Source organism: Kitasatospora sp. NPDC022785, assembly GCF_055561295.1.
Genome location: NZ_JBVHHB010000008.1, coordinates 153103 through 175598 on the forward strand (window position 1 = coordinate 153103; position 22496 = coordinate 175598).

Genomic DNA, 22496 nt, shown 5'->3' on the forward strand with positions numbered 1-22496 from the left:
GGGACCGTAACGTCACACGCCCCTGCGGGAGGAACCGCGAGCAGCGCGCCGCGAGCAGCGGCGCCGCCGGTGGTCAGCGGACCAGGCCCCAGCGGAAGCCCAGGGCCACCGCGTGCGCGCGGTCCGAGGCGCCGAGCTTCTTGAACAGCCGCCGGGCGTGGGTCTTGACGGTGTCCTCGGAGAGGAACAGCTCGCGGCCGATCTCGGCGTTGCTGCGGCCGTGGCTCATGCCCTCCAGCACCTGGATCTCACGCGCCGTCAGCGTCGGCGCGGCACCCATGTCCGGGCTGCGCAGCCGGCGCGGGGCGAGCCGCCAGGTCGGGTCGGCGAGGGCCTGGGTGACGGTGGCCCGCAGCTCGGCGCGCGAGGCGTCCTTGTGCAGGTACCCGCGGGCACCGGCGGCCACCGCGAGGGCCACACCGTCGAGGTCCTCGGCGACGGTGAGCATGATGATCCGCGCGCCCGGGTCGGCGGACAGCAGCCGCCGGACCGTCTCGACCCCACCGAGGCCGGGCATCCGGACGTCCATCAGAACGAGATCGGAGCGGTCGGCCACCCAGCGGCGGAGGACCTCCTCCCCGTTCGTCGCGGTGGTGACCCGGTCGACACCGGGTACGGTCGCGACCGCGCGGCGAAGCGCCTCGCGGGCGAGCGGGGAATCGTCGCAAACGAGAACGGAAGTCATGACCGTCGTCCTCCGCAGCTGATCCGCGTCACGTTGAGCCTCCTGGCTGGTACGAATCTCTCCGACACGGCCGATTGGCGACGGACTCCGTGCCGATCGCCTGAACTTCCCCGCGATCGTTCCCGACGTCCGGCGCCCGCTAACCGCCTCCGCACTTCCAACGACCGTCACTCGAATGAGTTACGGCCTTCAGGGCCATCTCCACCACTGTACGTGGCCGACCCGTTACCGATCAGCCGCATCGCGGTGCACACGCCGCACTTTTGTGCAGCTCGCGCGCGGTCGGCGTACGACCCGCACACCGGTCCGGAGCGTCGTGCGCCCGTCGGCCACCCGATTGCCACGCCTGCGCCCGCGGAAGTCCATGCCCACTTTGCCCGTTTTTATAGCTTTTGTACGGTCATTGACTGTTGTGCCACTCTGTGGGTGACTTGTCCATGGAGTTGCCGTAAGTCATATTTCCAGGTGTCCACACCAGCGCATCGAAGCCTCGCCGTGCCGCACCGCCCAGCCCGCTGGTGGCCGGCCGGTGGCCGGCGAGCCTCTGAAGGGAATGAGCCATGGCAGATTTCTCCCGCCTCCCCGGCCCCAACGCCGATCTCTGGGACTGGCAGCTCTCCGCGGCCTGCCGCGGCGTGGACAGCTCGCTCTTCTTCCACCCCGAGGGCGAGCGCGGGGCCGCGCGCAGTTCGCGCGAGGCCAGCGCCAAGGAGGTCTGCATGCGCTGCCCGGTACGGACCGAGTGCGCCGCGCACGCACTGGCGGTCCGGGAGCCGTACGGCGTCTGGGGAGGCCTGACCGAGGACGAGCGCGAGGAGATGATGGGCCGCTCGCGCAACCGTCTGGTGGAGGTGCCGCTGGCCGCGCCGACGGGGCTGCAGCGCTAGGCGCTCGCCCGCGCCGCGCCGTGAAGAAACGTTTCTTCGCGGCGCTTCACGCCGCCCGGCCCGGGACGAGACGTCCACGGCCCCGCGAGCCACGGTCAGCGCCCGGCGGCCGCCGCGCCCGCCAGCCGCTCCAGCATCAGCGCCACGGCCGGCACCTCGGCGAGGTCCGGCAGGGTCAGGGCGACCACCTGCCGCACCGCAGGCGCCCCCGAGGCGGTCCGCACCGGCACCGCCGACACGCCGTCAGGGCGCACCGACTCCAGCGCCAGCCCCGGCAGTACCGCCACCCCGAGCCCGGCCGCCACCAGGCCGACCACCGCCGGGTAGTCGTCGGTCGCGAAGTCGATCCGGGGCTCGAAGCCCGCTCCCGCACAGAGCTCCACCAGGTGCCCCCGGCACTGCGGGCAGCCGGCGATCCACTGCTCCCCGGCCAGCTCGGCCAGCTCCACCGGGCCGCCGCCGCCCCGCCCCGCCAGCGGGTGCGCGGCGGGCAGCAGGCCGACCAGCGGGTCGTCCAGCAGCGGGGTGACCACCAGATCGGACCAGTCGGTGCCGGCACTGAGCTGCTGGGCCTCCAGGTTGGCCTCGGCCCGCGCCTCGCGCGGCGTGCCGTGCGCGGGCGCGGGGGCCGGCGCCGGGGCGCCGCCGGGGGCCTGCGGGTAGCGGAAGGCCAGCGCGACCTCGCACTCGCCGCCGCGCAGCATCGCCAGCGACTCCGGCGGCTCGGCCTCGACCAGCGACACGCGGACCCCCGGATGGCTGTCCCGCAGCCGGGCGACGGCGGGCGGCACCAGAGTGGAACTCGCGGTCGGGAAGGAGACCAGCCGCACCCGCCCGGCCCGCAGCCCGGCGATCGCCGCCACCTCCTCCTCGGCGGCGGAGAGCCCGGCCAGGATCCCGGTGGCATGCTTGAGCAGCACCCGCCCGGCCTCGCTCAGCTGCATGCCGCGGCCCGAGCGGACCACCAGCGGGGTGTCGACGGCCTTCTCCAGGGCCTTCATCTGCTGGCTGATGGCGGGCTGCGTACAGCCCAGCTCGCGAGCGGCGGCGGAGAAGGAGCCGGTGCGGGCGACGGCACGCAGGACGCGCAGATGGCGGGCCTCGATCATGGCTCAGTTATAAGCCAAACTTTGCCGTATGCAAAATTCTGCTGATAGTTGAACGGTGAAGCACGTTCAACGCCGGAGGCCCGGCCCGGCTCCCGAAGGAGCGGGACCGGGCCTCCGGTCACTGATCAGGCGTCAGTGGGAGTGGCCGTGACCACCGTGCGAGTGGCCGTTGTCGGCCTCCTCTTCCTTCTTCTCCACCACGAGGGTCTCGGTGGTGAGCAGCAGGGAGGCGATCGACGCGGCGTTCTCCAGCGCGGAGCGGGTGACCTTGACCGGGTCGATGACGCCGGCCTTCAGCAGGTCGCCGTACTCGCCGGTGGCGGCGTTGAAGCCGTGACCGGCCTCCAGCTCCGCGACCTTGTGGGTGATGACGTAACCCTCGAGGCCGGCGTTCTGGGCGATCCAGCGCAGCGGCTCGGCGAGCGCCTTGCGGACGACCGCGACACCGGTCGCCTCGTCGCCCTCCAGGCCCAGGCCGCCCTCCAGCACCTTGGCGGCGTGGACGAGCGAGGCGCCACCACCGGCGACGATGCCCTCCTCGACCGCGGCACGGGTCGCCGAGATGGCGTCCTCCAGGCGGTGCTTGCGCTCCTTCAGCTCCACCTCGGTGGCGGCGCCGACCTTGATGACGCAGACGCCGCCGGCCAGCTTGGCCAGGCGCTCCTGCAGCTTCTCGCGGTCCCAGTCGGAGTCCGTGTTGGCGATCTCGCCCTTGATCTGGGCGACGCGGCCGGCCACGGCCTCGGAGTCACCGGCACCGTCGACGACGGTGGTCTCGTCCTTGGTGATGGTCACGCGGCGGGCGGTGCCCAGCACGTCCAGACCGGCCTGGTCGAGCTTGAGGCCGACCTCCTCGGAGATGACGGTGGCACCGGTCAGGGTGGCCAGGTCGCCCAGGATCGCCTTGCGGCGGTCACCGAAGCCCGGGGCCTTGACGGCGACCGCGTTGAAGGTGCCGCGGATCTTGTTCACCACGAGGGTGGACAGCGCCTCGCCGTCGACGTCCTCGGCGATGATCAGCAGCGGCTTCGAGGCACCGCCCTGCAGGATCTTCTCCAGCAGCGGCAGCAGCTCCTGGATGGAGGAGATCTTGCCCTGGTTGATCAGGATGTACGGGTCCTCGAGGACCGCCTCCTGACGCTCCGCGTCGGTGACGAAGTACGGCGACAGGTAGCCCTTGTCGAACTGCATGCCCTCGGTGAAGTCCAGCTCCACGCCGAAGGTGTTGGACTCCTCGACGGTGATGACACCGTCCTTGCCGACCTTGTCGATCGCCTCGGCGATCAGCTCGCCGACCTGGGTGTCCTGCGCGGAGAGGGACGCGACGGCGGCGACGTCGTCCTTGCCCTCGATCTCGCGGGCGACGGACAGCAGGTGCTCGGAGACGGCGGCGACGGCCTTGTCGATGCCCTTCTTCAGAGCGGCCGGGCCGGCACCGGCGGCGACGTTGCGCAGACCCTCGTTGACCAGGGCCTGGGCCAGCACGGTGGCGGTGGTGGTGCCGTCACCCGCGACGTCGTTGGTCTTGGTGGCGACCTCCTTGACGAGCTGCGCGCCAAGGTTCTCGTACGGGTCGTCCAGCTCGACCTCACGCGCGATGGTGACACCGTCGTTGGTGATGGTCGGAGCGCCGAACTTCTTGTCGATGACGACGTTGCGGCCCTTGGGGCCGATGGTCACCTTGACGGTGTCGGCCAGCTTGTTGACACCGCGCTCCAGCGAGCGGCGGGCGTCCTCGTCGAACTGCAGGATCTTCGCCATGTTCCCTATTCCCTCGGGGCTGCGGCCGGCATGCCGGCCGCCGGACTACGTGAACCAACAACCACGCCCCGGGCCCCTGTCACTGGGACACGGATCCGGGGCGGGCTGGAACGACTGACTTCTCGGTGCTGCTTACTTCTCGATGATGGCGAGAACGTCGCGCGCCGAGAGGACGAGGTACTCCTCGCCCTGGTACTTCACCTCGGTGCCGCCGTACTTCGAGTACAGGACGATGTCACCGACGGCGACGTCGAGCGGCAGACGCTGGCCGTCCTCGAAGCGGCCCGGGCCGACGGCCAGGACGACGCCCTCCTGGGGCTTCTCCTTGGCGGTGTCCGGGATAACCAGGCCGGAGGCCGTGGTGGTCTCGGCGTCGAGCGGCTGGACCACGATGCGGTCCTCGAGCGGCTTGATGGCAACCTTGCTGCTGGTGGTCACGTCCGAGCTCCCCTTCGGAGATTACGGGGTTGTCTAACGGGTAGTGGCGAACCTGCGGGCCTGCCGTCGCGGGGGTCAGACACGCTTCTTCGCGTTAGCACTCTCCTGGTGGAGAGTGCCAAGGACGACCATAGGCCGCGGTTAGCACTCAGTCAACCAGAGTGCCAACGGCGCGCCCGTCCGCTTCGGCAGCGGGATGATCAGCCGCACACATGTGCGACACCGGGGGCCTCCGTTGCTCCCGCCGGTCCGGGCCTTCGCGGGCTTCCCCGGCAGGTGACCGGCGAGAATGGCCCTGTGGAGACCGAGAACCTGCAGCCCCTGCTGACCCCCGAGGGCCAAGCCCTGCTCGCCGAGCTGCGCGAGTTCGCGCCCGAGGAGGAGCTGGCGCTGGCCACCCGGCTGCGGCGGGAGCACCCGGCCGGGCTGGTGTCGGCGGCGTTCGGGCAGGCACGGCTGCGGCAGCGGGCCCGGGCCAAGTTCGGCGAGGACGCCGACCTGATGTACTTCACGCCCAACGGGGTCGAGCAGTCCACCCGGCGCAGCGTCGCCGAATGGCGGGCGCGGCGCTTCGCCGAGCTGGGGGTTCGCCGGCTGGCCGACCTCTGCTGCGGGATCGGCGGGGACGTGCTGGCGCTGGCGCGGGCGGGGATCGAGGTGCTCGCGGTCGACAAGGACCCGGCGGCCTGCGCCGCCACCGCCGCCAACGCCGCCGCGCTGGGCCTGGACGGCCTGGTCGAGGTGCGCTGCGCGGACGTCGCGGAGGTCGACGTCACCGGCTTCGACGCGGTCTTCACCGACCCTGCCCGCCGTACCTCGCGCGGCCGGGTGTTCGACCCCGAGGCGTACGCCCCACCGCTCTCCTGGGCGATCGAGGCCGGCCGGCGCACCCCGATCGGCGCGCTGAAGGTGGCCCCCGGCATCCCGCACGAGGCCGTCCCGGCCGACGCCGAGGCCGAGTGGGTCTCCGACCACGGCGACGTCAAGGAGGCGGTGCTCTGGTTCGGCACCAGGGCCGAGCGCCCGCACCGGGCCACCCTGCTCCCCCGGCAGGCCAGCCTCGCCGGCGGCGACCTGCCCGACCCGCCGGCCGGCCCGGTCGGCCGCTACCTGTACGAGCCGGACGGCGCGGTGATCCGTGCCCACCTGGTCGCCGAGGTGGCCGGGCAGGTCAACGGCCGGCTGATCGACCCGAAGATCGCCTACCTCACCTCGGACGAGCTGGTCGCCACCCCGTACGCGCACGCCTTCGAGCTGACCGACGTACTGCCGTTCCACATCAAGAAGCTGAAGGCCCTGCTGCGCGAGCGGGCCGTCGGCACGGTGGTGATCAAGAAGCGCGGGATGGCGATCACCCCGGAGGAGCTGCGCCGCCAGCTGAAGCCGAGCGGCCCGAACTCCGTCACGGTGATCCTCAGCCGTACCGACCACGGCCCGCTGATGATGCTCGGTCAGCCGGTCACGTTCCCGTAGTGCCCGCTCAGCCGGCGGGCGCCTGGATGTAGTCCTCCAGCCGGGCCACCGCGAAGCCCTGCTCCTGGATCCGGGCCAGCATCTCGCCGAACATCTGCGTCATCGTCTCGCCCTTGAGGTCCTTCGGGCCGCGGAAGTGGGCGAGGACGATGTCGCCGGGCTTCAGCTTCTTGTCGGCGGCCTGGTATTGCATGTCGTGGATCTGCATCGACTCGCGCCAGAGCACGATCGCCCGCGGCCCGCACTGCTGCACCGAGGTGTTCAGCGCCGGCGTGTTGGCGCCGTCCCCGTACGGCGGGCGGAACAGCAGCGGCGCGGTGCCGTACTGCTGGGTGAGCGCGGCCTGGGCGTCGCAGATCTCGGACTTCTGCTTCTCCGGCGCGACCTTGCTCATCTGGGCGTGGTCCACGGTGTGGTTGTGGATGTGGTTGCCGAGCGCCTGGAGCGGCTTGAAGTAGCCGTAGTTGTCCTTGACTATGTCCCGGGTCAGGAACATCGAGACCGGCACCTTGAGCTCGGTCAGCATCTCGACGAACTTCGGGTCCTTCTCGGCGCCGTCGTCGATGGTGATGAAGACGACCTTGTCGGTGGTCTTCACCTCGCTGAACACCGGTACGGGGCCGGTCCGTTGGAGCTTGACCGGCTTGTCGGCGGGCGCCGCCGGCGCGGGCGCCAGCGGCTTGAGGTTCCACTTCGCCCAGGCCGCCGCGTCCCCGGCGGCGGGTGCCGCGGCGGGCGTGGTGGCGGCGGGAGCCTGGCCGTCCGGGGCGGGCGTCGCCGCGGACCGGGCGGCCGTCGGGGGCGGGGTGGCGACCATGGCCGCCTTGCCGGACCCGCCGCTGCTGCCGCACCCGGTGGCGGCGGCCAGCAGGGCCAGCGCCCCCACCGCGTACGTCCTCGTCCTGCTCCGCCCGTACCTCTTCACCGCGCCGCGCTCCCCGGTCCCGTCCAGCTTTCTCTCAGCTATGCACGGTAACGGTCGGGCGTTCGGTTCCCGGACAGGCCTACGAGCGGCTACTCCACATGCTCGCTGACGAAGGACCAGCGGTGCACCGGGCGGCCGACCAGTGCGGCGGGCGGCTCGGCCACCGGCACCGGCTCGCCCGTCCACCAGGTGATGAGCAGCACGCGGTCGCCCGGCGCGCCGAACAGCTCGGTGCGGACCAGGCCGCCTGAGCCGCGCAGCGCGGGCAGCGCGGTCCCGCGCACCCAGGCGGCCAGCTCGGCACCGCGCCCGTCGGCGGCGCGGGCCTCCCACATGGCGGCGGTCGTGGTCACTTCTCCCCGCCCAGCGCCCGGTACGCCTGGCCGTGGACGTCCCCGTGACCGGTCGGCACACCCGGCACGTGGACCTCGGTGACCGGCAGCGAGGAGTCGGCCGAGAGGTCGAAGGCGGACGGCGCACGGTCGCGCCAGACCATCTCGGAGCCCAGCGCGGCGACCATCGCGCCGTTGTCGGTGCACAGGCCCGGACGCGGCACCCGCAGCCGGATGCCGGCCTTGTCGCAGCGCTGCTGGGCCATCTCGCGCAGCCGCGAGTTGGCCGCGACCCCGCCGCCGATCATCAGGTGGTCGACGCCGTTGTCCCGGCAGGCCTTGACCGCCTTGCGGGTGAGCACGTCGGTCACCGCCTCCTGGAAGGACGCCGCCACGTCGGCGATCGGCACCTCCTCGCCCGCCCGGCGCTTGGCCTCCACCCAGCGGGCGACGGCGGTCTTCAAGCCGGAGAAGGAGAAGTCGAACTCAGGGTCCTTCGGGCCGGTCAGGCCGCGCGGGAAGGCGATCGCCTTCGGGTCGCCCTCGCGGGCGGTGCGGTCGACCACCGGGCCCCCGGGGAAGCCCAGCCCGAGCACGCGGGCCACCTTGTCGAAGGCCTCGCCGGCCGCGTCGTCGATGGTCGCGCCGAGCGGGCGGACGTCACTGGTGATGTCCTCGCTGAGCAGCAGCGAGGAGTGCCCGCCGGAGACCAGCAGGGCCATCGTGGGCGAGGGCAGCCGGCCGTGCTCCAGCTGGTCCACGCAGATGTGCGAGGCGAGGTGGTTGACCCCGTACAGCGGCTTGTCCAGCGCCCAGGCGTACGCCTTGGCCGCGCTGACGCCGACCAGCAGCGCGCCCGCCAGGCCGGGGCCGGCGGTGACGGCGATGCCGTCCAGGTCGCTCGCCTTGATGCCGGCGGTGTCGAGGGCGCGCTGGATGGTCGGGACCATCGCCTCCAGGTGCGCGCGGCTGGCGATCTCCGGCACCACGCCGCCGAAGCGGGCGTGGTCGTTGACGCTGGAGGCGACCGCGTCGGCGAGCAGGGTGGTGCCCCGCACGATGCCGACGCCGGTCTCGTCGCAGGAGGTCTCGATGCCGAGGACGAGCGGTTCGTCAGCCATGGCGGGTTTCCTTCAGGTCCTTCGGTTCGATGCTTGGGTGGTCGAGGCGCATCACCAGCGCGTCGACGTTGGCCGGTTGGTAGTAGCCGCGCCGGATGCCGACCGGTTCGAAGCCGAACCGCTCGTACAGCCGCTGGGCGCGCGGGTTGTCCACCCGCACCTCCAGCAGCAGCTCCGCGCAGCCGCGCCGGGCGGCCTCCCGGATCAGGTCGACGAGCAGCGCCGCGCCGAGACCGGAGCCCTGGTGGCGGTGGCCGACGGCGATGGTCTGCACGTCGCCCTCGCCGGCCACCACCATCAGCCCGGCGTACCCGGCGATCGCGCCGTCGGCGGTGGCGGCGACGGTGTAGTGGCGGGTGCCACCGGGGTGGGCCTCGGCGAGCTCGGACCAGTACATCCCGGTGGACCAGGCGTCCTCCGGGAAGAGCTCCAGCTCCAGCTCCATCACCGGGGCGATGTCCCACCAGCGCATCGGGCGCAGGGTGGCGGGGCTGGCAGGAGCGGCTTGCGAGGGGGCGGCCTGGTCGCCGGGGCTCGTGACGCTGGTCGGGCCGGTCAGGCTGCTCGGGCCGGTGACACCGGGCACGCCGGTCAGGCCGGTCACGCCGGGAGCACCGCCTTGTAGCCCGCCGGCACCTGGGCGTCCGGGCGGCGCAGGTAGAGAGGCACGTTGGGCAGCAGCTCACGGCCCGCGGCCAGCTCGGCGGCGGCGAAGTCCGCCAGCGCGCCGGCCGAGACGTGCTCGGGCCCGTGCGCACCGGGGAAGGCGTCCGGGTAGAGCAGCGCGCCGGCGCCGACCGCGCGCGGCTGCGGCGTCAGCTCGGCCGGGCGGTCCACCGCTGGGCCCTCGGTGCGGCGGCCGTCGGCGTCGTACGAGGCCCAGTAGACCTCCTTGCGGCGCGCGTCGGTGGCCACCGTGAACGGCTCGCCGGCCAAGCCCTCGGCGCGCGCCCGGTGGGCGATCGCGTCCAGGGTGCAGACGCCGTGCACCGGCACGCCGAGCGCGTGGCCGAGCGCGGCGGCGGTGACCAGGCCGACCCGCAGGCCGGTGTACGGGCCCGGGCCGACGCCCACGGCGATTCCGGTCAGCCGGTGCTTGTCGACGCCGGCCGTCCGCAGCACCCGGTCGATGGCGGGGAGGAGCAGTTCGCCGTGACGCCTGGCGTCGACCTGGTCGGTCTCGGCGAGGACGGCCGTGCCGTCATGGACGGCGGCGGTGACGGCGGGGGTAGCGGTGTCGAACGCGAGCAGCAGCACGGGTCAAGGTTAGACCGGTCGGGGCGGAGGACGGCCGCCGGTCCTGCTCCGCCCGTTCCTGCTCCGCCCGTCCGCGTCTTCCTGCCCCACCCGTCCGCCCGTTCCTGCTCCGCCCGATCGACAGGGTGTCCGGGTTCGGAACACACGTCCTACGTGGTGCGGGTCCGGGCGGACGGACCTGGCACGATGGGGCCGACGGGTTTTGGGACGGCGGTGGGAGCACACGTGGCGAAGATGGGTCCTGGAGTGGTGGTCACGGGGCTGACCCTGGGGGCCCTGGCGGTGGTGAGCCTGCTGGCCTTCCAGGCCAACGGCGCGCAGGGCCGCGCGGACGCCGCCCGGCCGAGCACCGCCGTCTCCGCGTCGTCGAGCGGACCGGCCGCCTCGGCCACCCCGACCGCTTCGGCCACCCCGACCATCCCGGCACTGCCGGCCAGCTCGGGCACCGGGCTGCGCGTCGTCTACTCGGTCGGCAGCCACCACGTCTGGCTGGTCGACCCCAGGAAGAACCCGCAGGTGGTGGCCGCCTTCGCGGTCACCCCGGGCTCGGTGGAGCCGACCCCCGGCAGCTATCCGGTGTACAGCCGGACGCCCACCGCCACCGGGACGGACGGGCGGCAGATCGAGCACGTGGTGCGCTTCGCCCAGCAGAACGGCGTGGTGTTCGGTTTCAGCGCGGCGATGGACGGCGCCACCCCCACCGCCGACCCGAAGGCCAAGACCGGCGGCATCCGCAGCGGGCGGCCGGAGGGCCAGTTGCTCTGGGACTTCGCGTCGAACGGCACCAAGGTGGTCGTGATCGCCTGACCGGCGCTGGCCGCCGTGGGGGCATCGCCGGTCTCGCGGGAGGGATTCAGGCCGCGCGCGGGGTGCCGACCGCCGGCCCGGCCGTCTCCGATGCCGCTGCCGCCTCCGCCGCCTCGGCGCCCTCGTGGCGTTCCGGCGGGGTGGAGACCGCCTCCGCGGCCGCACACGCGGCCAGCAGGGCTCGCATCGGCGCGCCCTGAACACTGCGGGCGGGCTCTCCGGCCCCGGTGCCGCGCGGCGCGCGCTCCGGGTCGGGGGTGGTGCTCGACATGGCGCCTCCCTAGTTAGGCAGACCTAACCGCAGCACCCATCCCATCACGCCCGGTCCCCCGCCCGCAACACTTTGCCGACAGCCTGTCGGCAACAACCGGCGACCGGGGAACCAGGGCCTGTCCGTCCGGCGCGGCTCAGGCGAGCTTCTCCAGCTCCACGCCCGCCCAACGCGGGCCGATGCCGGTCAGCACCACCCTGCGCGGATCCAGGTCGTCCTGGTCCGCCGTGTCGCCGATGGCGCGCTCGATCCGGACCTCCAGCCGGTCCTCGGACAGCCGCTCGACCTTGCCCTCACCCCACTCGACGACCACCACCGACTCCGGCAGCGAGACGTCCAGGTCGAGGTCCTCCATCTCGTCCAGGTCCCCGCCCAGCCGGTACGCGTCCACGTGCACCAGCGACGGCCCGCCCACCAGCGACGGGTGCACCCGCGCGATCACGAAGGTCGGCGAGGTGACCGCCCCGCGCACCCGCAGCCCCTCCCCCAGGCCCCGGGTCAGCGTGGTCTTCCCCGCTCCCAGCTCGCCGGAGAGCAGCACGAGGTCCCCCGGCCGCAGCAGCGCGGCCAGCTCCCGGCCGAGCCGGCCCATCCGCTCGGGGGTGGCGACGGTGAGGGTGGCGTGCGAGCCCATGCGCGAATCAAGCCCTTCGGTGCGTTCCGTACAGCGGCGCACCGACCGCCGGGCGCCCCCGCTACGGTGCCACATCCCCGCCCGCCCGCGCTCCGGGCCCGGTCCCACCCCGGTTCGCCCCCGGGTGGCCGTCTGCACGCCCCGGGCCGCCGCGTTGGTCGCGGCTCCCGTTTCGGACGCTCGCGCGGGCCGCCCGCACCGCGGCGCTCAGGCCAGTTCGCAGACCGAGGGCGGCAGCGGGGCCGCCCGCCGGAAGTCGACCGCCTGCTTGAGCAGGGCGGCCAGACGCTGGTCGACCAGGTCGGGGCGCTCCAGCATCACCAAGTGGCCGGCGTCCTCGACAAGGACCAGTTCGGCGCCGGGCAGCTGCTCGGCCATCGCCTCGCTGTGGCCGGGTGGGGTCAGCAGGTCCTTGGTGCCGGCCAGCACCAGGGTGGGGATGCCGCGCAGGGCGGCCAGCGCGGCGGACTTCTCGTGCGCGCCGAAGACCGGGTAGAACTCGGCCACCACGTCGATCGGGGTGGCGTCCAGCAGCTGCTCGGCGAACCGGACCACGCCCGGGTCGACGTCCTTCCCGCCGAACGAGAACTTCCGGTAGAAGACGGCGCTGACGTCCGCGCCGAGCCGGCGGGTCGCCTCCACCAGCTCGACCTGGCGGCCGAGCAGCTTCATCACGCCCGGCGCGACCTTCTTGAACAGCTTGGCCCCGGCGGCTGGAAGGCCGAGAGTGACGGCGTCCCAGTCACCCGCCAGGGTGCCGATGAGGGCGACCCCGGCGACCCGCTCCCGGAACAGCTCCGGGTGCTGGTCGGCCAGTGCCATCACCGTCATGCCGCCCATCGAGTGGCCGACCAGGACCAGCGGCCCGGCCGCCGCGACGGCGTCGATCACGGCCTTGAGGTCCCCGCCCAGCTGGTCGATGCTCGCGGGTTCGCCGGCCAGGTACGAGCGGGAGCGCTCGGAGCGGCCGTGGCTGCGCTGGTCCCAGAAGACCAGTCGCATGCCCTCGCGGAGGGCGGCGCGCTGGAAGTGCCAGCTGTCCTGGTTGAGGCAGTAGCCGTGGCAGAAGACCACGGTCAGCGGCTCGGCGTCGGGGGAGCCGGCGGAGGCCGGGGCGGCGGCGGAGGCCGGGGCGGCGGCAGCGGCAGCCGCGAGGCCGGATCGGCGGCCGGCCCGGACGAGTGCGCCCGAGCGGCCGAGCAGCCCCGGCAGACCGGTGCGGTCCACCGGGCCGTTGGGGTTGGGGTCGGGATTGGGGTGGCTGGTGGCGTTGTCGTCGGCGCCGACGGTGGCTTCCGTGGCGTCCGCGCGCCGACGGGTGAGCCGGCCTCGCCGGACCGGTGTGGCACCTGCCTCGTCGTCGGCCCGCCTCGACTCCGGCCCCGGCTCCACGTCCGATCCCGCCCCCGGCTCCGCGTCCGGCCCCGTGGGCGCGGGGCGCAGCCGGACGGGCTCGGGCCAGCCGGTGCCGTCCAGTTCGACGTACAGCTCGGTGCCGTCGGCGGTGGTCACCGTGCGGGGGCGTCCGCGCAGCGAGCCGTACGGGGCGTTGGCGTCCAGTTCGGCGCGGGCCCGGCGGCGGGTGGCCCGGCCGACCGTCAGCCGCTCGATCGCCACACCGGCGGCCGCGCCGGCCGCGACCACGCCGACCGAAATGCCGATCAGGCCGGCCCGGCTCACCCCGGACGCCGCGCCCGCGGCCTTGGCCACCGCCGCCACCGGCCCGGACCCGGCCTCCTCGCTCATGCGCGCGGGCCCTCGGCGAGCTGGTCCTGGCCGAGCGGGCCGTGGCCGAACGAACTCCGGGCGAGCCGGCCTGCGGCGAGCGGGTCCGTCGTGAGCGGGTCCGCGACGAGCCGGTCCGCAGCCAGCAGGTCCGCGACGAGCTGGTCCTCGGCGATGCCGCCGAGGTAGCGGCGCGGCACCCGGGCGCCGATCCGGGTGACGATCTCGTACGAGAGCGTGCCGCAGGCGCGACCCCAGTCCTCGGCGGTCGGCTCGCCCTGCTCGCCGTTGCCGAACAGCAGCACCTCGTCGCCGACCGGGGGGGTGTCCCCGCCGAGGTCGACGACGAACTGGTCCATCGCCACCCGGCCCGCCACCGTCCGCCACTTGCCCGCGATCTGCACCGGGCCGGTGCCGCTGGCGTGCCGGGGGATGCCGTCGCCGTAACCGACCGGGACGAGGCCCAGGGTGGTCGGCCCCGAGGTGGTGTAGTGGTGGCCGTAGCTGACCCCGTGCCCGCCGGGGACCTGCTTGACCAGTGCCAGCCGGGCGGTCAGCGCCATCACCGGGCGGAGCCCGAAGTCCGCGGGCGAGCCGACCTCCGGGACGGGCGACAGCCCGTACATCGCCAGGCCGGTGCGCACCATGTCGTAGTGCGACTGCGGGAGCAGCAGGGTGGCGGGCGAGTTGGCCAGGTGCCGGACCTCGGGGCGCAGCCCGGCCGCCTCGGCGAGGGCCAGGGCGTCGCGGTAGGAGTCCAGCTGGGCCTGGATGGAGGGGTGGCCGGGCTCGTCGGCGGCCGCGAAGTGCGACCAGATGCCGACCACGGTGAGCAGGCCCTCCGCCTCGGCGCGCCGGGCGGCGGCGACCAGCTCGGGCCAGTCGTGCGGCTGGCAGCCGTTGCGGCCGAGACCGGTGTCGGCCTTCAGATGCACCCGGGCCGGGACGCCGGTCGCACGGACGGCGGCCAGCAGTTCGTCCAGCGCCCACTGGCCGGACACGGAGATGTCGATGTCGGCGAGCAGCGCCTCGCGCCAGGGGCCCCCGGGCGTCCAGAGCCAGCAGAGGACGCGGGCCTGGTCGGGGCGGATGCCGGCGGCGCGCAGCGCCAGCGCCTCCTGCGGGAGCGCGGTGCCGAGCCAGCCGATCCCTGCGGCGACCGCCTCGCGGGCACACCGGACCGCGCCGTGGCCGTAGGCGTCCGCCTTGACCGTGGCCATCACCGTGGACCCGCCCACGCGCTCGCGCAGCGCGGCCAGGTTGCCGCGCAGGGCGGCCAGATCAATGGTCGCCTCGGCCCGTACGCCGTCGGTGAGGGTGGCCGTGCCGGTCGTCTTCGCTGTTGTCATCAGGTTCAGTCTCCCAGACGTCCCGGAGTCCTCGCCGAACGGCCCGTCGGCGCGGCGGCCCCCACACCCCACCCCGCTGCTCCGGACGCGCGCGAAGCGCCGCTGGTTGCACCGGCTGTCGGAGTGGGAAGTCGACCCCGCCGAGTTCCCACTCCACGGCCGCCACCCCGGCGCTCGACCCCGGGAAACTATGTAGACCGATCCATATATTCTCGCCAGCCCCCGACCCGCGACGCCGGCGCCCTCCCACCCCGGCACACCACCCACCCCGCACGAAAAGTCGGCCCGGCCGACTTCCCACTCCGCGCAAGCACCCACCCCAGCCCCCGGGGGGCGCCCGCGCCCCACGGCTCGAACTATGTAGACCGGTCGGTTCATTCGCCTTCCCGCCCCGCCGCAAGCACGCACCCCGCGCCGGGGTCACCCCCCCGGCGCTCACCCTATGTAGACCGGTCGGTCCATTCGCTCTCCCGCTCCCAAGCGCTCCCCGCCGAGGCCCGGACGTCGCGCCACACCACCGGGAGCGCCGCGGCCACCTGCAGCGCCGTGACCGGAGCCCCCGGGGCGCCCGCCGCGTGGCGGCCGGCGAGGCCGTGCAGGTAGGCGGCCACCGAGGCGGCGTCCAGGACCGGGAGGCCGGCCGCGAGCAGGGCGCCGGCCAGACCGGCCAGCACGTCCCCGCTGCCGGCGGTGGCCAGCCAGGGGGTACCGGTCGGGTTGACCCGCACCTGGCCGCCCGGGTCGGCGACCACCGTGGTGGAGCCCTTCAGCAGCACCGTCGCCCGGTACGCCGCGGCGAGCCGGCGGGCGGTCGCCAGCCGGCTCGCCGCCAGCTCGTCGGCGGCCGGCGGGGCGGTGCCGTCCACCCCGGCGAGCAGCCGCGCCGCCTCGCCGGTGTGCGGGGTGAGCAGCGTGGGCGCCGTCCGCCCCGCGAGCGCTCCCGGGCCGAGCCGGCCCAGCTCGGTCAGGCCGTCCGCGTCCACCAGCACCGGCACGTCGCTCGCCAGCGCCTCCGCGAGCGCCTGCCGCGCCCCCTCGCCGCCGCCCGGGCCGACCACCCAGGCCTGCACCCGCCCGGCGCCGGCCGGTCCGCCCTCGGTGACCAGCGCCTCCGGGAACCGCCGGACCACCTCCTCGGCCGCCGTCCCGACGTAGCGCACCGCGCCCGCGCCGCCGTGCAGCGCACCGGCGACCGCGAGCAGCGCAGCCCCCGGATACGTCGCCGAACCGGCCGCCACGCCGACGACGCCGCGCCGGTACTTGTCGCTCTCCGCCCCCGGGACGGGCAGCAGCGCCCCGGCCTCCGCGTGCTGCAAGGCCTCCACGCCGGCCGGCGGCAGGTCCAGCCCGATCCCCACCAGCTGCACCGCACCCGCGTACGCGGCGCCCGGGTCGATCAGGAGCCCCGGCTTGTACGTCCCGAAGCAGACCGTGACGTCCGCCCGCAGCGCCACGCCCGCCACCTCGCCGGTGTCGGCGTCCACCCCGCTGGGCACGTCCACGGCCACCACCACCCCGCGCCGCCGCGCCCGCGCGTACGGCTCCGCCTCCGGGCGCAGCCCGCCGCGCCCGCCGATGCCGACGATGCCGTCCAGCACCAGGTCCGCGTACGAGAAGTCGGCCAGGCCGGCTTCCTGCTCCAGCACCACCCGCCCGCGCGCCGCCCGCAGCGCGGCGAGACCCCCGGCGTGGGCGCGGGAGGGCGCGAGCAGCACCGCCGTCACCCCGGCCCCGCGCCGGGCCAGCGCGGCGCCGGCGTACAGCGCGTCACCACCGTTGTCGCCGCTGCCTGCGAGCACCACCACCCGACTGCCGTAGACCCGGCCGCGACGGCGCGTCAGCAGCCGGGCGCAGGTGGCGGCGAGGCCGGTGGCGGCCCGCTGCATCAGCGTGCCCTCCGGCAGTCGGGCCATCAGTTCGGCCTCGGCGGCCCGGACCTGTTCGACACGGTGAGCGCGGCGCATCCGCAAGCCCCTAACCCTCGGCTAACCCTCGGCGATGACTACCGCCGACGCTACGCCCGCGTCATGGCTGAGCGACACGTGCCACGACCCGACGCCCAGTTCGGCCGCCCGCGCGGCCACCGTCCCCCGCACCCTCAGCTCCGGCCGGCCCGAGCCGGCGCTCACCACCTCGGCGTCCGTCCAGCGCAGCCCGCCCGGCGCGCCGAGCGCCTTGGCCAGTGCCTCCTTCGCCGCGAACCTCGCCGCCAACGAGGCCACGCCCCGCCGCTCCCCCGACGGCAACCGCAACTCACCCGGCGTGAACAGCCGCTCCGCCATCCCCGGCGTGCGCTCCAGCGCGGCCCCGAACCGGTCGATGGCGGCCACGTCGATCCCGACTCCGATGATCACCAGCTGTTCCTCCGGCTTTGCGGGACACTTCCGAGTGACAACCACTTCGATCCCCCACCGGTATCGGTCCGTACGCCTGCCGTGTCGCTCGCGAAGGTCGGCACGAGCAAGGACCAGCAGGAGGGAGAAGGGCATGGTCGCCATGCCGGCAGTCGCGGGCCCCCTGGGCCGGGACGGCATCCTCCAGGCGTTCCTGGAGCTGGACACGCCGCCGGGCTTCAAGGCTGAACTGATCGAAGGGGAGATCATCGCGACCCCACCGCCGGACGGTGACCCCACCGCCGGGCGGTGACCACGAAGACGCGGTCGCCAGGTTCGGCCGCGCCGTTGCGCACCGGGCGGCCGGGGAGATCTGCGTCAGCGGGGCCAAGGGGCTGATCACGCCGAAGGGACGGTTCGTCCCGGACGCCACCGTTGCTCCCGTGGGCCATTTCCGTGCGCAGGACTCGTGGTCGTCCACGACCGGCATCGTGCTCGTCCTGGAAGTCCCGTCGACCGGTCCTGTCACGGACCGCGAGGTCAAGCGGCTGGGCTACGCCGCGGCCGGTGTCCCCTGCTACCTCCTGGTCGACCGCAGCGAGAGCAAGGTGACGCTGTTCACCGAACCCGAGGACGGCGACTGCACCGCCCTCACCCAGGTCGACTTCGGCAAGCTCATCGACCTCCCGCCCCCTTCTCCTTCACACTCGACACGGTGCCCCTGCGGTAGGCCGCAGCCACCGCAGGGGCACCGTGGCGGGGTACTACTCGACGGTGACCGACTTCGCCAGGTTGCGCGGCTGGTCGACCTCGTGGCCCTTGGCCGTGGCCAGCTCGCAGGCGAAGACCTGCAGCGGCACGGTGGAGACCAGCGGCTGGAGCAGCGTGGGCGTCACCGGGATGCGGATCAGGTGGTCCGCGTACGGGACGACGGCCTCGTCGCCCTCCTCCGCGATGACGATCGTGCGGGCGCCACGGGCCCGGATCTCCTGGATGTTGGAGACGATCTTGTCGTGCAGGATCGAGCGGCCGCGCGGCGAGGGGACGACCACCACGACCGGCAGCCCCTCCTCGATCAGCGCGATCGGCCCGTGCTTGAGCTCGCCCGCCGCGAAGCCCTCGGCGTGCATGTACGCCAGCTCCTTGAGCTTGAGCGCACCCTCCAGCGCGACCGGGAAGCCGACGTGCCGGCCCAGGAACAGCACCGACCGGGCGTCCGCCAGGGAGCGGGCCAGCTCGCGCACCGGCTCCATGGTCTCCAGCACCTGCTCCACCTGCTTCGGCGCGTCGCCGAGCTCGCGGATGATGGTGAAGATCTCGTCGCCCCACTTGGTGCCGCGCACCTGGCCGAGGTAGAGCGCGACCAGGTAGCAGGCCACCAGCTGGGTCAGGAACGCCTTGGTGGAGGCGACGGCGACCTCGGGCCCGGCGTGCGTGTACAGCACCGCGTCCGACTCGCGCGGGATGGTGGAGCCGTTGGTGTTGCAGATCGCCAGCACCTTGGCGCCCTGCTCGCGCGCGTGCCGCAGCGCCATCAGGGTGTCCATGGTCTCGCCGGACTGCGAGATCGCGATGACCAGCGTGCCCGGGCCCATGATCGGGTCGCGGTAGCGGAACTCGGAGGCGACCTCGACCTCGCAGGGGATGCGGGTCCAGTGCTCGATCGCGTACTTGGCGATCATGCCGGCGTGGAACGCGGTGCCACAGGCGACGATGACGACCTTGTCGACCGAGCGCAGGTCGGCGTCGGAGATCCGCAGCTCGTCCAGGGTGAGCCGGCCGTCGGTGCCGATCCGGCCGAGCAGGGTGTCGGCGACGGCCTTCGGCTGCTCGGCGATCTCCTTGAGCATGAAGTAGTCGTAGCCGCCCTTCTCGGCGGCCGAGGCGTCCCAGTCCACGTGGTACTCGCGGACGTCGGCCGGGGTGCCGTCGAAGTTGGTCACCGTGACGCCCTCGCGGCGCAGCTCGACGACCTGGTCCTGGCCGAGCTCGATCGCCTCGCGGGTGTGCGCGATGAACGCGGCGACGTCGGAGGCGAGGAAGTTCTCGCCCTCGCCGCGCCCGACCACCAGCGGCGAGTTGCGGCGGGCACCGACCACCACGTCCGGCGCGTCGGCGTGCACGGCGACGAGGGTGAAGGCGCCGTCCAGACGGCGGCAGACCACCCGCATGGCCTCCGCCAGGTCGCCCTCGTACACCTCGCCCAGCAGGTGCGCGACGACCTCGGTGTCGGTCTCGGAGCGCAGCGTGTGGCCCCGCTCGGCCAGCTCCGCCCGCAGCTGGGCGAAGTTCTCGATGATGCCGTTGTGCACCACGGCGACCCGGGCGGCGTCGTCCAGGTGGGGGTGGGCATTGGCGTCCGTCGGGCCGCCGTGGGTGGCCCAGCGGGTGTGACCGATGCCGGTGGTGCCGCCGGGAAGAGGCGTCTCGGCGAGCGACTTCTCCAGGTTGGCGAGCTTGCCGGCCCGCTTGTCGGTGGCCAGGCTCCACTGCCCGTCGGAGCCCTTCACCTGCACCGCGACACCGGCCGAGTCGTAGCCCCGGTACTCCAGTCGCTGCAGGCCTGCGATTACTACATCAAGAGCGGGCTGAGCGCCCACGTATCCAACGATTCCGCACATGCGTGCCAGCATAAGGGCGGCCAGGATGCCCTTTTCGCACGCTTCACCCCGTGCGCGTGACCGACACCACAGCCACCGTGAACGCCGCTACGGCCCACAATGGAGCATGTGCTGACCGAACTCTGTACGCGGGGCGCCGCCACGCCCGGCCCGTCCCCGTCCCCCTACGTGGACCTCAGCCGGGCCGAGTGGAGCGCGCTGCGCGAGCGTACGCCGCTGCCGCTGACCGCCGAGGAGGTGGAACGGCTGCGCGGTCTGGGCACCGCCCTCGACCTGGACGAGGTCCGCGACGTCTATCTGCCGTTGTCCCGGCTGCTGAACCTCTACATCCACGCCACGCACGAGCTGCGCGGCGCGGTGGGCACCTTCCTGGACACCCCGGACACCGAGCGCACCCGGACCCCGTTCATCATCGGCGTGGCCGGTTCGGTCGCCGTCGGCAAGTCCACCACCGCCCGTCTGCTCCAGGCGCTGCTGGCCCGCTGGCCCGAGCACCCCCGGGTCGAGCTGGTCACCACCGACGGCTTCCTGCTGCCCAACGCCGAGCTGCGCCGACGCGGTCTGATGGCGCGCAAGGGGTTCCCCGAGTCGTACGACCGGCGCGCGCTGATGCGCTTCGTGGCGGACGTGAAGGCCGGCAAGGAGCGGGTGACCGCCCCGGTCTACTCGCACCTGGTGTACGACATCGTGCAGGGCGAGCGGCTCACCGTGGAGCGCCCGGACATCCTGATCGTCGAGGGCCTGAACGTCCTCCAGCCGGCCCTGCCCGGCACCGACGGCCGGACCAGGCTCGCGGTGGCCGACTACTTCGACTTCTCGATCTACGTCGACGCCCGCACCGACGACATCGAGAGCTGGTACCTCTCCCGCTTCAAGAAGCTGCGGGACACCGCCTTCCAGGACCCGAACTCCTACTTCCGCCGCTTCACCGAAGTGCCGGAGGAGGAGGCGATGGAGTACGGCCGACAGGTCTGGCGCACCATCAACAAGCCCAACCTGCTGGAGAACGTGCTGCCCACCCGCGGCCGCGCCACCCTGATCCTGCAGAAGGGCGCGGACCACAAGGTCCGCCGCGCCCTGCTGCGCAAGCTCTGACCGCAGCCCCAGCCCCGCCCCCGCAATCCGCAATCCGGAGCCCCGCGGCCTGACGGCCCGAAGGATCGACGGCCCGACAGCCTCGGCCCCGGACAAGCCGGAAAGGCCCCCGCCGTACGAACCGGCGGGGGCCTTCGTCACGAACGGGCCGTCAGCCCAGGTGCGTCCGGACCGCCTCGGCCAGCCGCTCGGCGACGGCCTTGGCCTGCACCTGGTCGGCGGCCTCGACCATCACCCGGACCAGCGGCTCGGTGCCGGACGGGCGCAGCAGCACCCGGCCGGTGGTGCCCAGCTCGGCCTCCGCCTCGGCGACCGCGGCCGCCAGCTCCTCGCTGGTCTTGACCCGGCTCTTGTCGACACCCTTGACGTTGATCAGCAGCTGCGGCAGCCGGGTCATCACGGTGGCCAGGTCGGCCAGCGGCTGCTTGGTCGCGGCCAGCCGGGCGCCCAGCATCAGGCCGGTGAGGGTGCCGTCGCCGGTGGTGGCGTGGTCGAGCAGGATGACGTGGCCGGACTGCTCGCCGCCCAGCGCGAAGCCGTGCTCCTTCATGGCCTCCAGCACGTAGCGATCGCCGACGGCGGTCTGCACCAGCTCGATGCCCTCGCGCTCCATCGCCAGCTTGAAGCCCAGGTTGGACATCACGGTGGCGACGGCGGTGTTGCGCCGCAGCGTGCCGGCCTCCTTCATGGCGACGGCCAGGATCGCGATGATCTGGTCGCCGTCGACCTCGTTGCCGTCCGCGTCGGCGGCCAGGCAGCGGTCGGCGTCGCCGTCGAGCGCGATGCCGAGGTCGGCCCGGTACTCCTTCATGGTGGCGCGCAGCCGGTCCAGGTGGGTGGAGCCGACGCCGTCGTTGATGTTGAGGCCCGTGGGCTCCGCCCCCAGGGTGTGGACGACTTCGGCGCCGGCCCGGGCGAACGCCTCGGGGGCGACGTAGGCGGCCGCGCCGTGGGCGCCGTCGATGACGACCCGGACGCCGTCCAGGCGGTTCGGCAGCACGCCGATCAGGTGGGCGACGTACTTGTCGAAGCCCTCGGTGTACTCGCGGACCCGGCCGACGGCGGCGCCGGTCGGGCGCTTCCACTCGTCGCTGCCGACGGAGTACGTCCGGTAGTGGGTCTCGATGGCGTCCTCGATGCGGTCGTCCAGCTTGTGGCCGCCGCGGGCGAGGAACTTGATGCCGTTGTCCGGCATGGCGTTGTGGCTCGCGGAGAGCATCACGCCGAAGTCGGCGCCGAGCGCGCCGGTGAGGTACGCCACCGCCGGGGTGGGCAGCACGCCGACCCGCAGTACGTCGACGCCCGCGCTGGCCAGGCCGGCGATGACCGCGGCCTCCAGGAACTCGCCCGAGGCGCGCGGGTCACGGCCCACCACCGCGACCGGCCGGTGGCCGTCGAAGGCCCCCGCCTCACCGAGTACGTGCGCCGCCGCGACCGACAGCCCGAGCGCCAGCTCGGCCGTCAGCCCCTCGTTGGCGACACCGCGTACGCCGTCCGTACCGAAGAGTCGTCCCACAGTCCCGTCCTCCATCGCCGCTGCCGGCAGTGATCCGGCAGTAAATCCGATCGAACCCCGGCCTTCGCACCGTGGCAGGGGAGCACGACGCCCCGGAGTACACGGGGTACTCCGGGGCGTGAGAGCGCAACCAGGGGTGTGCACCACCAGGGCGGCA

The 22496-nt window shown here is 73.6% G+C and carries 21 protein-coding genes and 2 pseudogenes; 6 read left to right on the forward strand and 17 right to left on the reverse strand.

The window, feature by feature from the left end:
- Positions 1-73: 73 nt before the first annotated feature.
- Positions 74-685 (reverse strand): response regulator transcription factor, encoded by a 612-nt coding sequence (locus ACZ3YO_RS15590; RefSeq protein WP_014136228.1) that lies wholly within the window; start codon positions 683-685, stop codon positions 74-76.
- A 560-nt stretch (positions 686-1245) separates the two neighbouring features.
- Here ACZ3YO_RS15590 and ACZ3YO_RS15595 point away from each other — a divergent pair.
- Complete coding sequence (locus tag ACZ3YO_RS15595) at positions 1246-1572, forward strand: WhiB family transcriptional regulator (RefSeq protein WP_148644417.1); 327 nt, start codon at positions 1246-1248, stop codon at positions 1570-1572.
- A 95-nt stretch (positions 1573-1667) separates the two neighbouring features.
- Here ACZ3YO_RS15595 and ACZ3YO_RS15600 read toward each other — a convergent pair whose 3' ends face one another.
- The 3 genes from ACZ3YO_RS15600 to groES form a co-directional block, all read right to left on the reverse strand.
- Positions 1668-2681, reverse strand: a complete 1014-nt coding sequence (locus ACZ3YO_RS15600) for a LysR family transcriptional regulator (RefSeq protein ID WP_396321437.1) — start codon at positions 2679-2681, stop codon at positions 1668-1670.
- A 132-nt stretch (positions 2682-2813) separates the two neighbouring features.
- The gene (gene groL / locus ACZ3YO_RS15605; protein WP_396321438.1) at positions 2814-4442 is read right to left on the reverse strand and encodes a chaperonin GroEL; all 1629 of its coding nucleotides are present in this window, start codon (positions 4440-4442) and stop codon (positions 2814-2816) included.
- Positions 4443-4574: 132 nt separating this feature from the next.
- Positions 4575-4880 carry a co-chaperone GroES gene (gene groES / locus ACZ3YO_RS15610; RefSeq protein ID WP_014136232.1) on the reverse strand — a complete coding sequence of 102 codons (306 nt, stop codon included), beginning with the start codon at positions 4878-4880 and terminating at the stop codon, positions 4575-4577.
- A gap of 297 nt (positions 4881-5177) precedes the next feature.
- Between groES and ACZ3YO_RS15615 the strand changes: the two genes are divergently transcribed.
- Entirely contained in the window at positions 5178-6353 is a 1176-nt protein-coding gene (locus ACZ3YO_RS15615; protein WP_465569453.1) for a THUMP-like domain-containing protein, read from the forward strand.
- Between the two features lie 7 nt (positions 6354-6360).
- On the opposite strand, the gene ACZ3YO_RS15620 is transcribed toward ACZ3YO_RS15615, so the two are convergent.
- The 5 genes from ACZ3YO_RS15620 to tsaB all read right to left on the reverse strand — a co-directional run bounded on the left by ACZ3YO_RS15620 (position 6361) and on the right by tsaB (position 9988).
- Entirely contained in the window at positions 6361-7278 is a 918-nt protein-coding gene (locus ACZ3YO_RS15620; RefSeq protein ID WP_465569456.1) for a polysaccharide deacetylase family protein, read from the reverse strand.
- An 89-nt stretch (positions 7279-7367) separates the two neighbouring features.
- Positions 7368-7631 carry a hypothetical protein gene (locus ACZ3YO_RS15625; protein ID WP_465569458.1) on the reverse strand — a complete coding sequence of 88 codons (264 nt, stop codon included), beginning with the start codon at positions 7629-7631 and terminating at the stop codon, positions 7368-7370.
- Entirely contained in the window at positions 7628-8731 is a 1104-nt protein-coding gene (gene tsaD / locus ACZ3YO_RS15630; protein ID WP_405360132.1) for a tRNA (adenosine(37)-N6)-threonylcarbamoyltransferase complex transferase subunit TsaD, read from the reverse strand. The genes ACZ3YO_RS15625 and tsaD overlap by 4 nt, the downstream gene beginning before the upstream one ends.
- Complete coding sequence (rimI, locus tag ACZ3YO_RS15635; protein ID WP_465569620.1) at positions 8724-9203, reverse strand: ribosomal protein S18-alanine N-acetyltransferase; 480 nt, start codon at positions 9201-9203, stop codon at positions 8724-8726. Before rimI ends, tsaD begins: the two co-directional genes overlap by 8 nt.
- Positions 9204-9331: 128 nt before the next feature.
- Positions 9332-9988, reverse strand: a complete 657-nt coding sequence (gene tsaB, locus ACZ3YO_RS15640; RefSeq protein WP_396321443.1) for a tRNA (adenosine(37)-N6)-threonylcarbamoyltransferase complex dimerization subunit type 1 TsaB — start codon at positions 9986-9988, stop codon at positions 9332-9334.
- Positions 9989-10222: 234 nt separating this feature from the next.
- Between tsaB and ACZ3YO_RS15645 the strand changes: the two genes are divergently transcribed.
- Entirely contained in the window at positions 10223-10795 is a 573-nt protein-coding gene (locus tag ACZ3YO_RS15645; RefSeq protein WP_465569621.1) for a hypothetical protein, read from the forward strand.
- Between the two features lie 46 nt (positions 10796-10841).
- Here the strand turns inward: ACZ3YO_RS15645 and ACZ3YO_RS15650 are convergent, their stop codons facing one another.
- The 6 genes and pseudogenes from ACZ3YO_RS15650 to ACZ3YO_RS15675 form a co-directional block, all read right to left on the reverse strand.
- Positions 10842-11066 carry a hypothetical protein gene (locus ACZ3YO_RS15650; protein WP_465569461.1) on the reverse strand — a complete coding sequence of 75 codons (225 nt, stop codon included), beginning with the start codon at positions 11064-11066 and terminating at the stop codon, positions 10842-10844.
- A 136-nt stretch (positions 11067-11202) separates the two neighbouring features.
- Complete coding sequence (gene tsaE / locus ACZ3YO_RS15655; protein ID WP_465569463.1) at positions 11203-11700, reverse strand: tRNA (adenosine(37)-N6)-threonylcarbamoyltransferase complex ATPase subunit type 1 TsaE; 498 nt, start codon at positions 11698-11700, stop codon at positions 11203-11205.
- 207 nt (positions 11701-11907) lie between these two features.
- Positions 11908-13446, reverse strand: a complete 1539-nt coding sequence (locus tag ACZ3YO_RS15660) for an alpha/beta fold hydrolase (protein WP_465569465.1) — start codon at positions 13444-13446, stop codon at positions 11908-11910.
- A 161-nt stretch (positions 13447-13607) separates the two neighbouring features.
- A pseudogene (alr, locus tag ACZ3YO_RS15665) lies at positions 13608-14774 on the reverse strand (alanine racemase); the annotation flags it as partial.
- Positions 14775-15214: 440 nt separating this feature from the next.
- On the reverse strand, positions 15215-16738 hold the full coding sequence (locus ACZ3YO_RS15670) for an NAD(P)H-hydrate dehydratase (protein WP_465569467.1): 1524 nt from the start codon (positions 16736-16738) through the stop codon (positions 15215-15217).
- Between the two features lie 21 nt (positions 16739-16759).
- Positions 16760-17128: a holo-ACP synthase gene (locus ACZ3YO_RS15675; protein ID WP_465569469.1), complete on the reverse strand. Its 369-nt coding sequence runs from the start codon at positions 17126-17128 to the stop codon at positions 16760-16762.
- A 133-nt stretch (positions 17129-17261) separates the two neighbouring features.
- Here ACZ3YO_RS15675 and ACZ3YO_RS15680 point away from each other — a divergent pair, with 133 nt between their 5' ends.
- Both ACZ3YO_RS15680 and ACZ3YO_RS15685 read left to right on the forward strand, forming a co-directional pair.
- Positions 17262-17420, forward strand: coding sequence for a hypothetical protein (locus ACZ3YO_RS15680; protein WP_465569471.1), 159 nt, complete (start codon positions 17262-17264; stop codon positions 17418-17420).
- A pseudogene (locus ACZ3YO_RS15685) lies at positions 17398-17739 on the forward strand (Uma2 family endonuclease); the annotation flags it as partial. The gene ACZ3YO_RS15680 and the pseudogene ACZ3YO_RS15685, both read left to right, overlap by 23 nt.
- A gap of 132 nt (positions 17740-17871) precedes the next feature.
- Here the strand turns inward: ACZ3YO_RS15685 and glmS are convergent.
- Positions 17872-19728: a glutamine--fructose-6-phosphate transaminase (isomerizing) gene (gene glmS, locus ACZ3YO_RS15690; protein WP_465548863.1), complete on the reverse strand. Its 1857-nt coding sequence runs from the start codon at positions 19726-19728 to the stop codon at positions 17872-17874.
- A gap of 99 nt (positions 19729-19827) precedes the next feature.
- Here glmS and coaA point away from each other — a divergent pair, with 99 nt between their 5' ends.
- Positions 19828-20823: a type I pantothenate kinase gene (gene coaA, locus ACZ3YO_RS15695; RefSeq protein WP_405360138.1), complete on the forward strand. Its 996-nt coding sequence runs from the start codon at positions 19828-19830 to the stop codon at positions 20821-20823.
- 151 nt (positions 20824-20974) lie between these two features.
- Here the strand turns inward: coaA and glmM are convergent, their stop codons facing one another.
- Positions 20975-22339 carry a phosphoglucosamine mutase gene (glmM, locus tag ACZ3YO_RS15700; protein WP_465548867.1) on the reverse strand — a complete coding sequence of 455 codons (1365 nt, stop codon included), beginning with the start codon at positions 22337-22339 and terminating at the stop codon, positions 20975-20977.
- Positions 22340-22496: the final 157 nt, after the last annotated feature.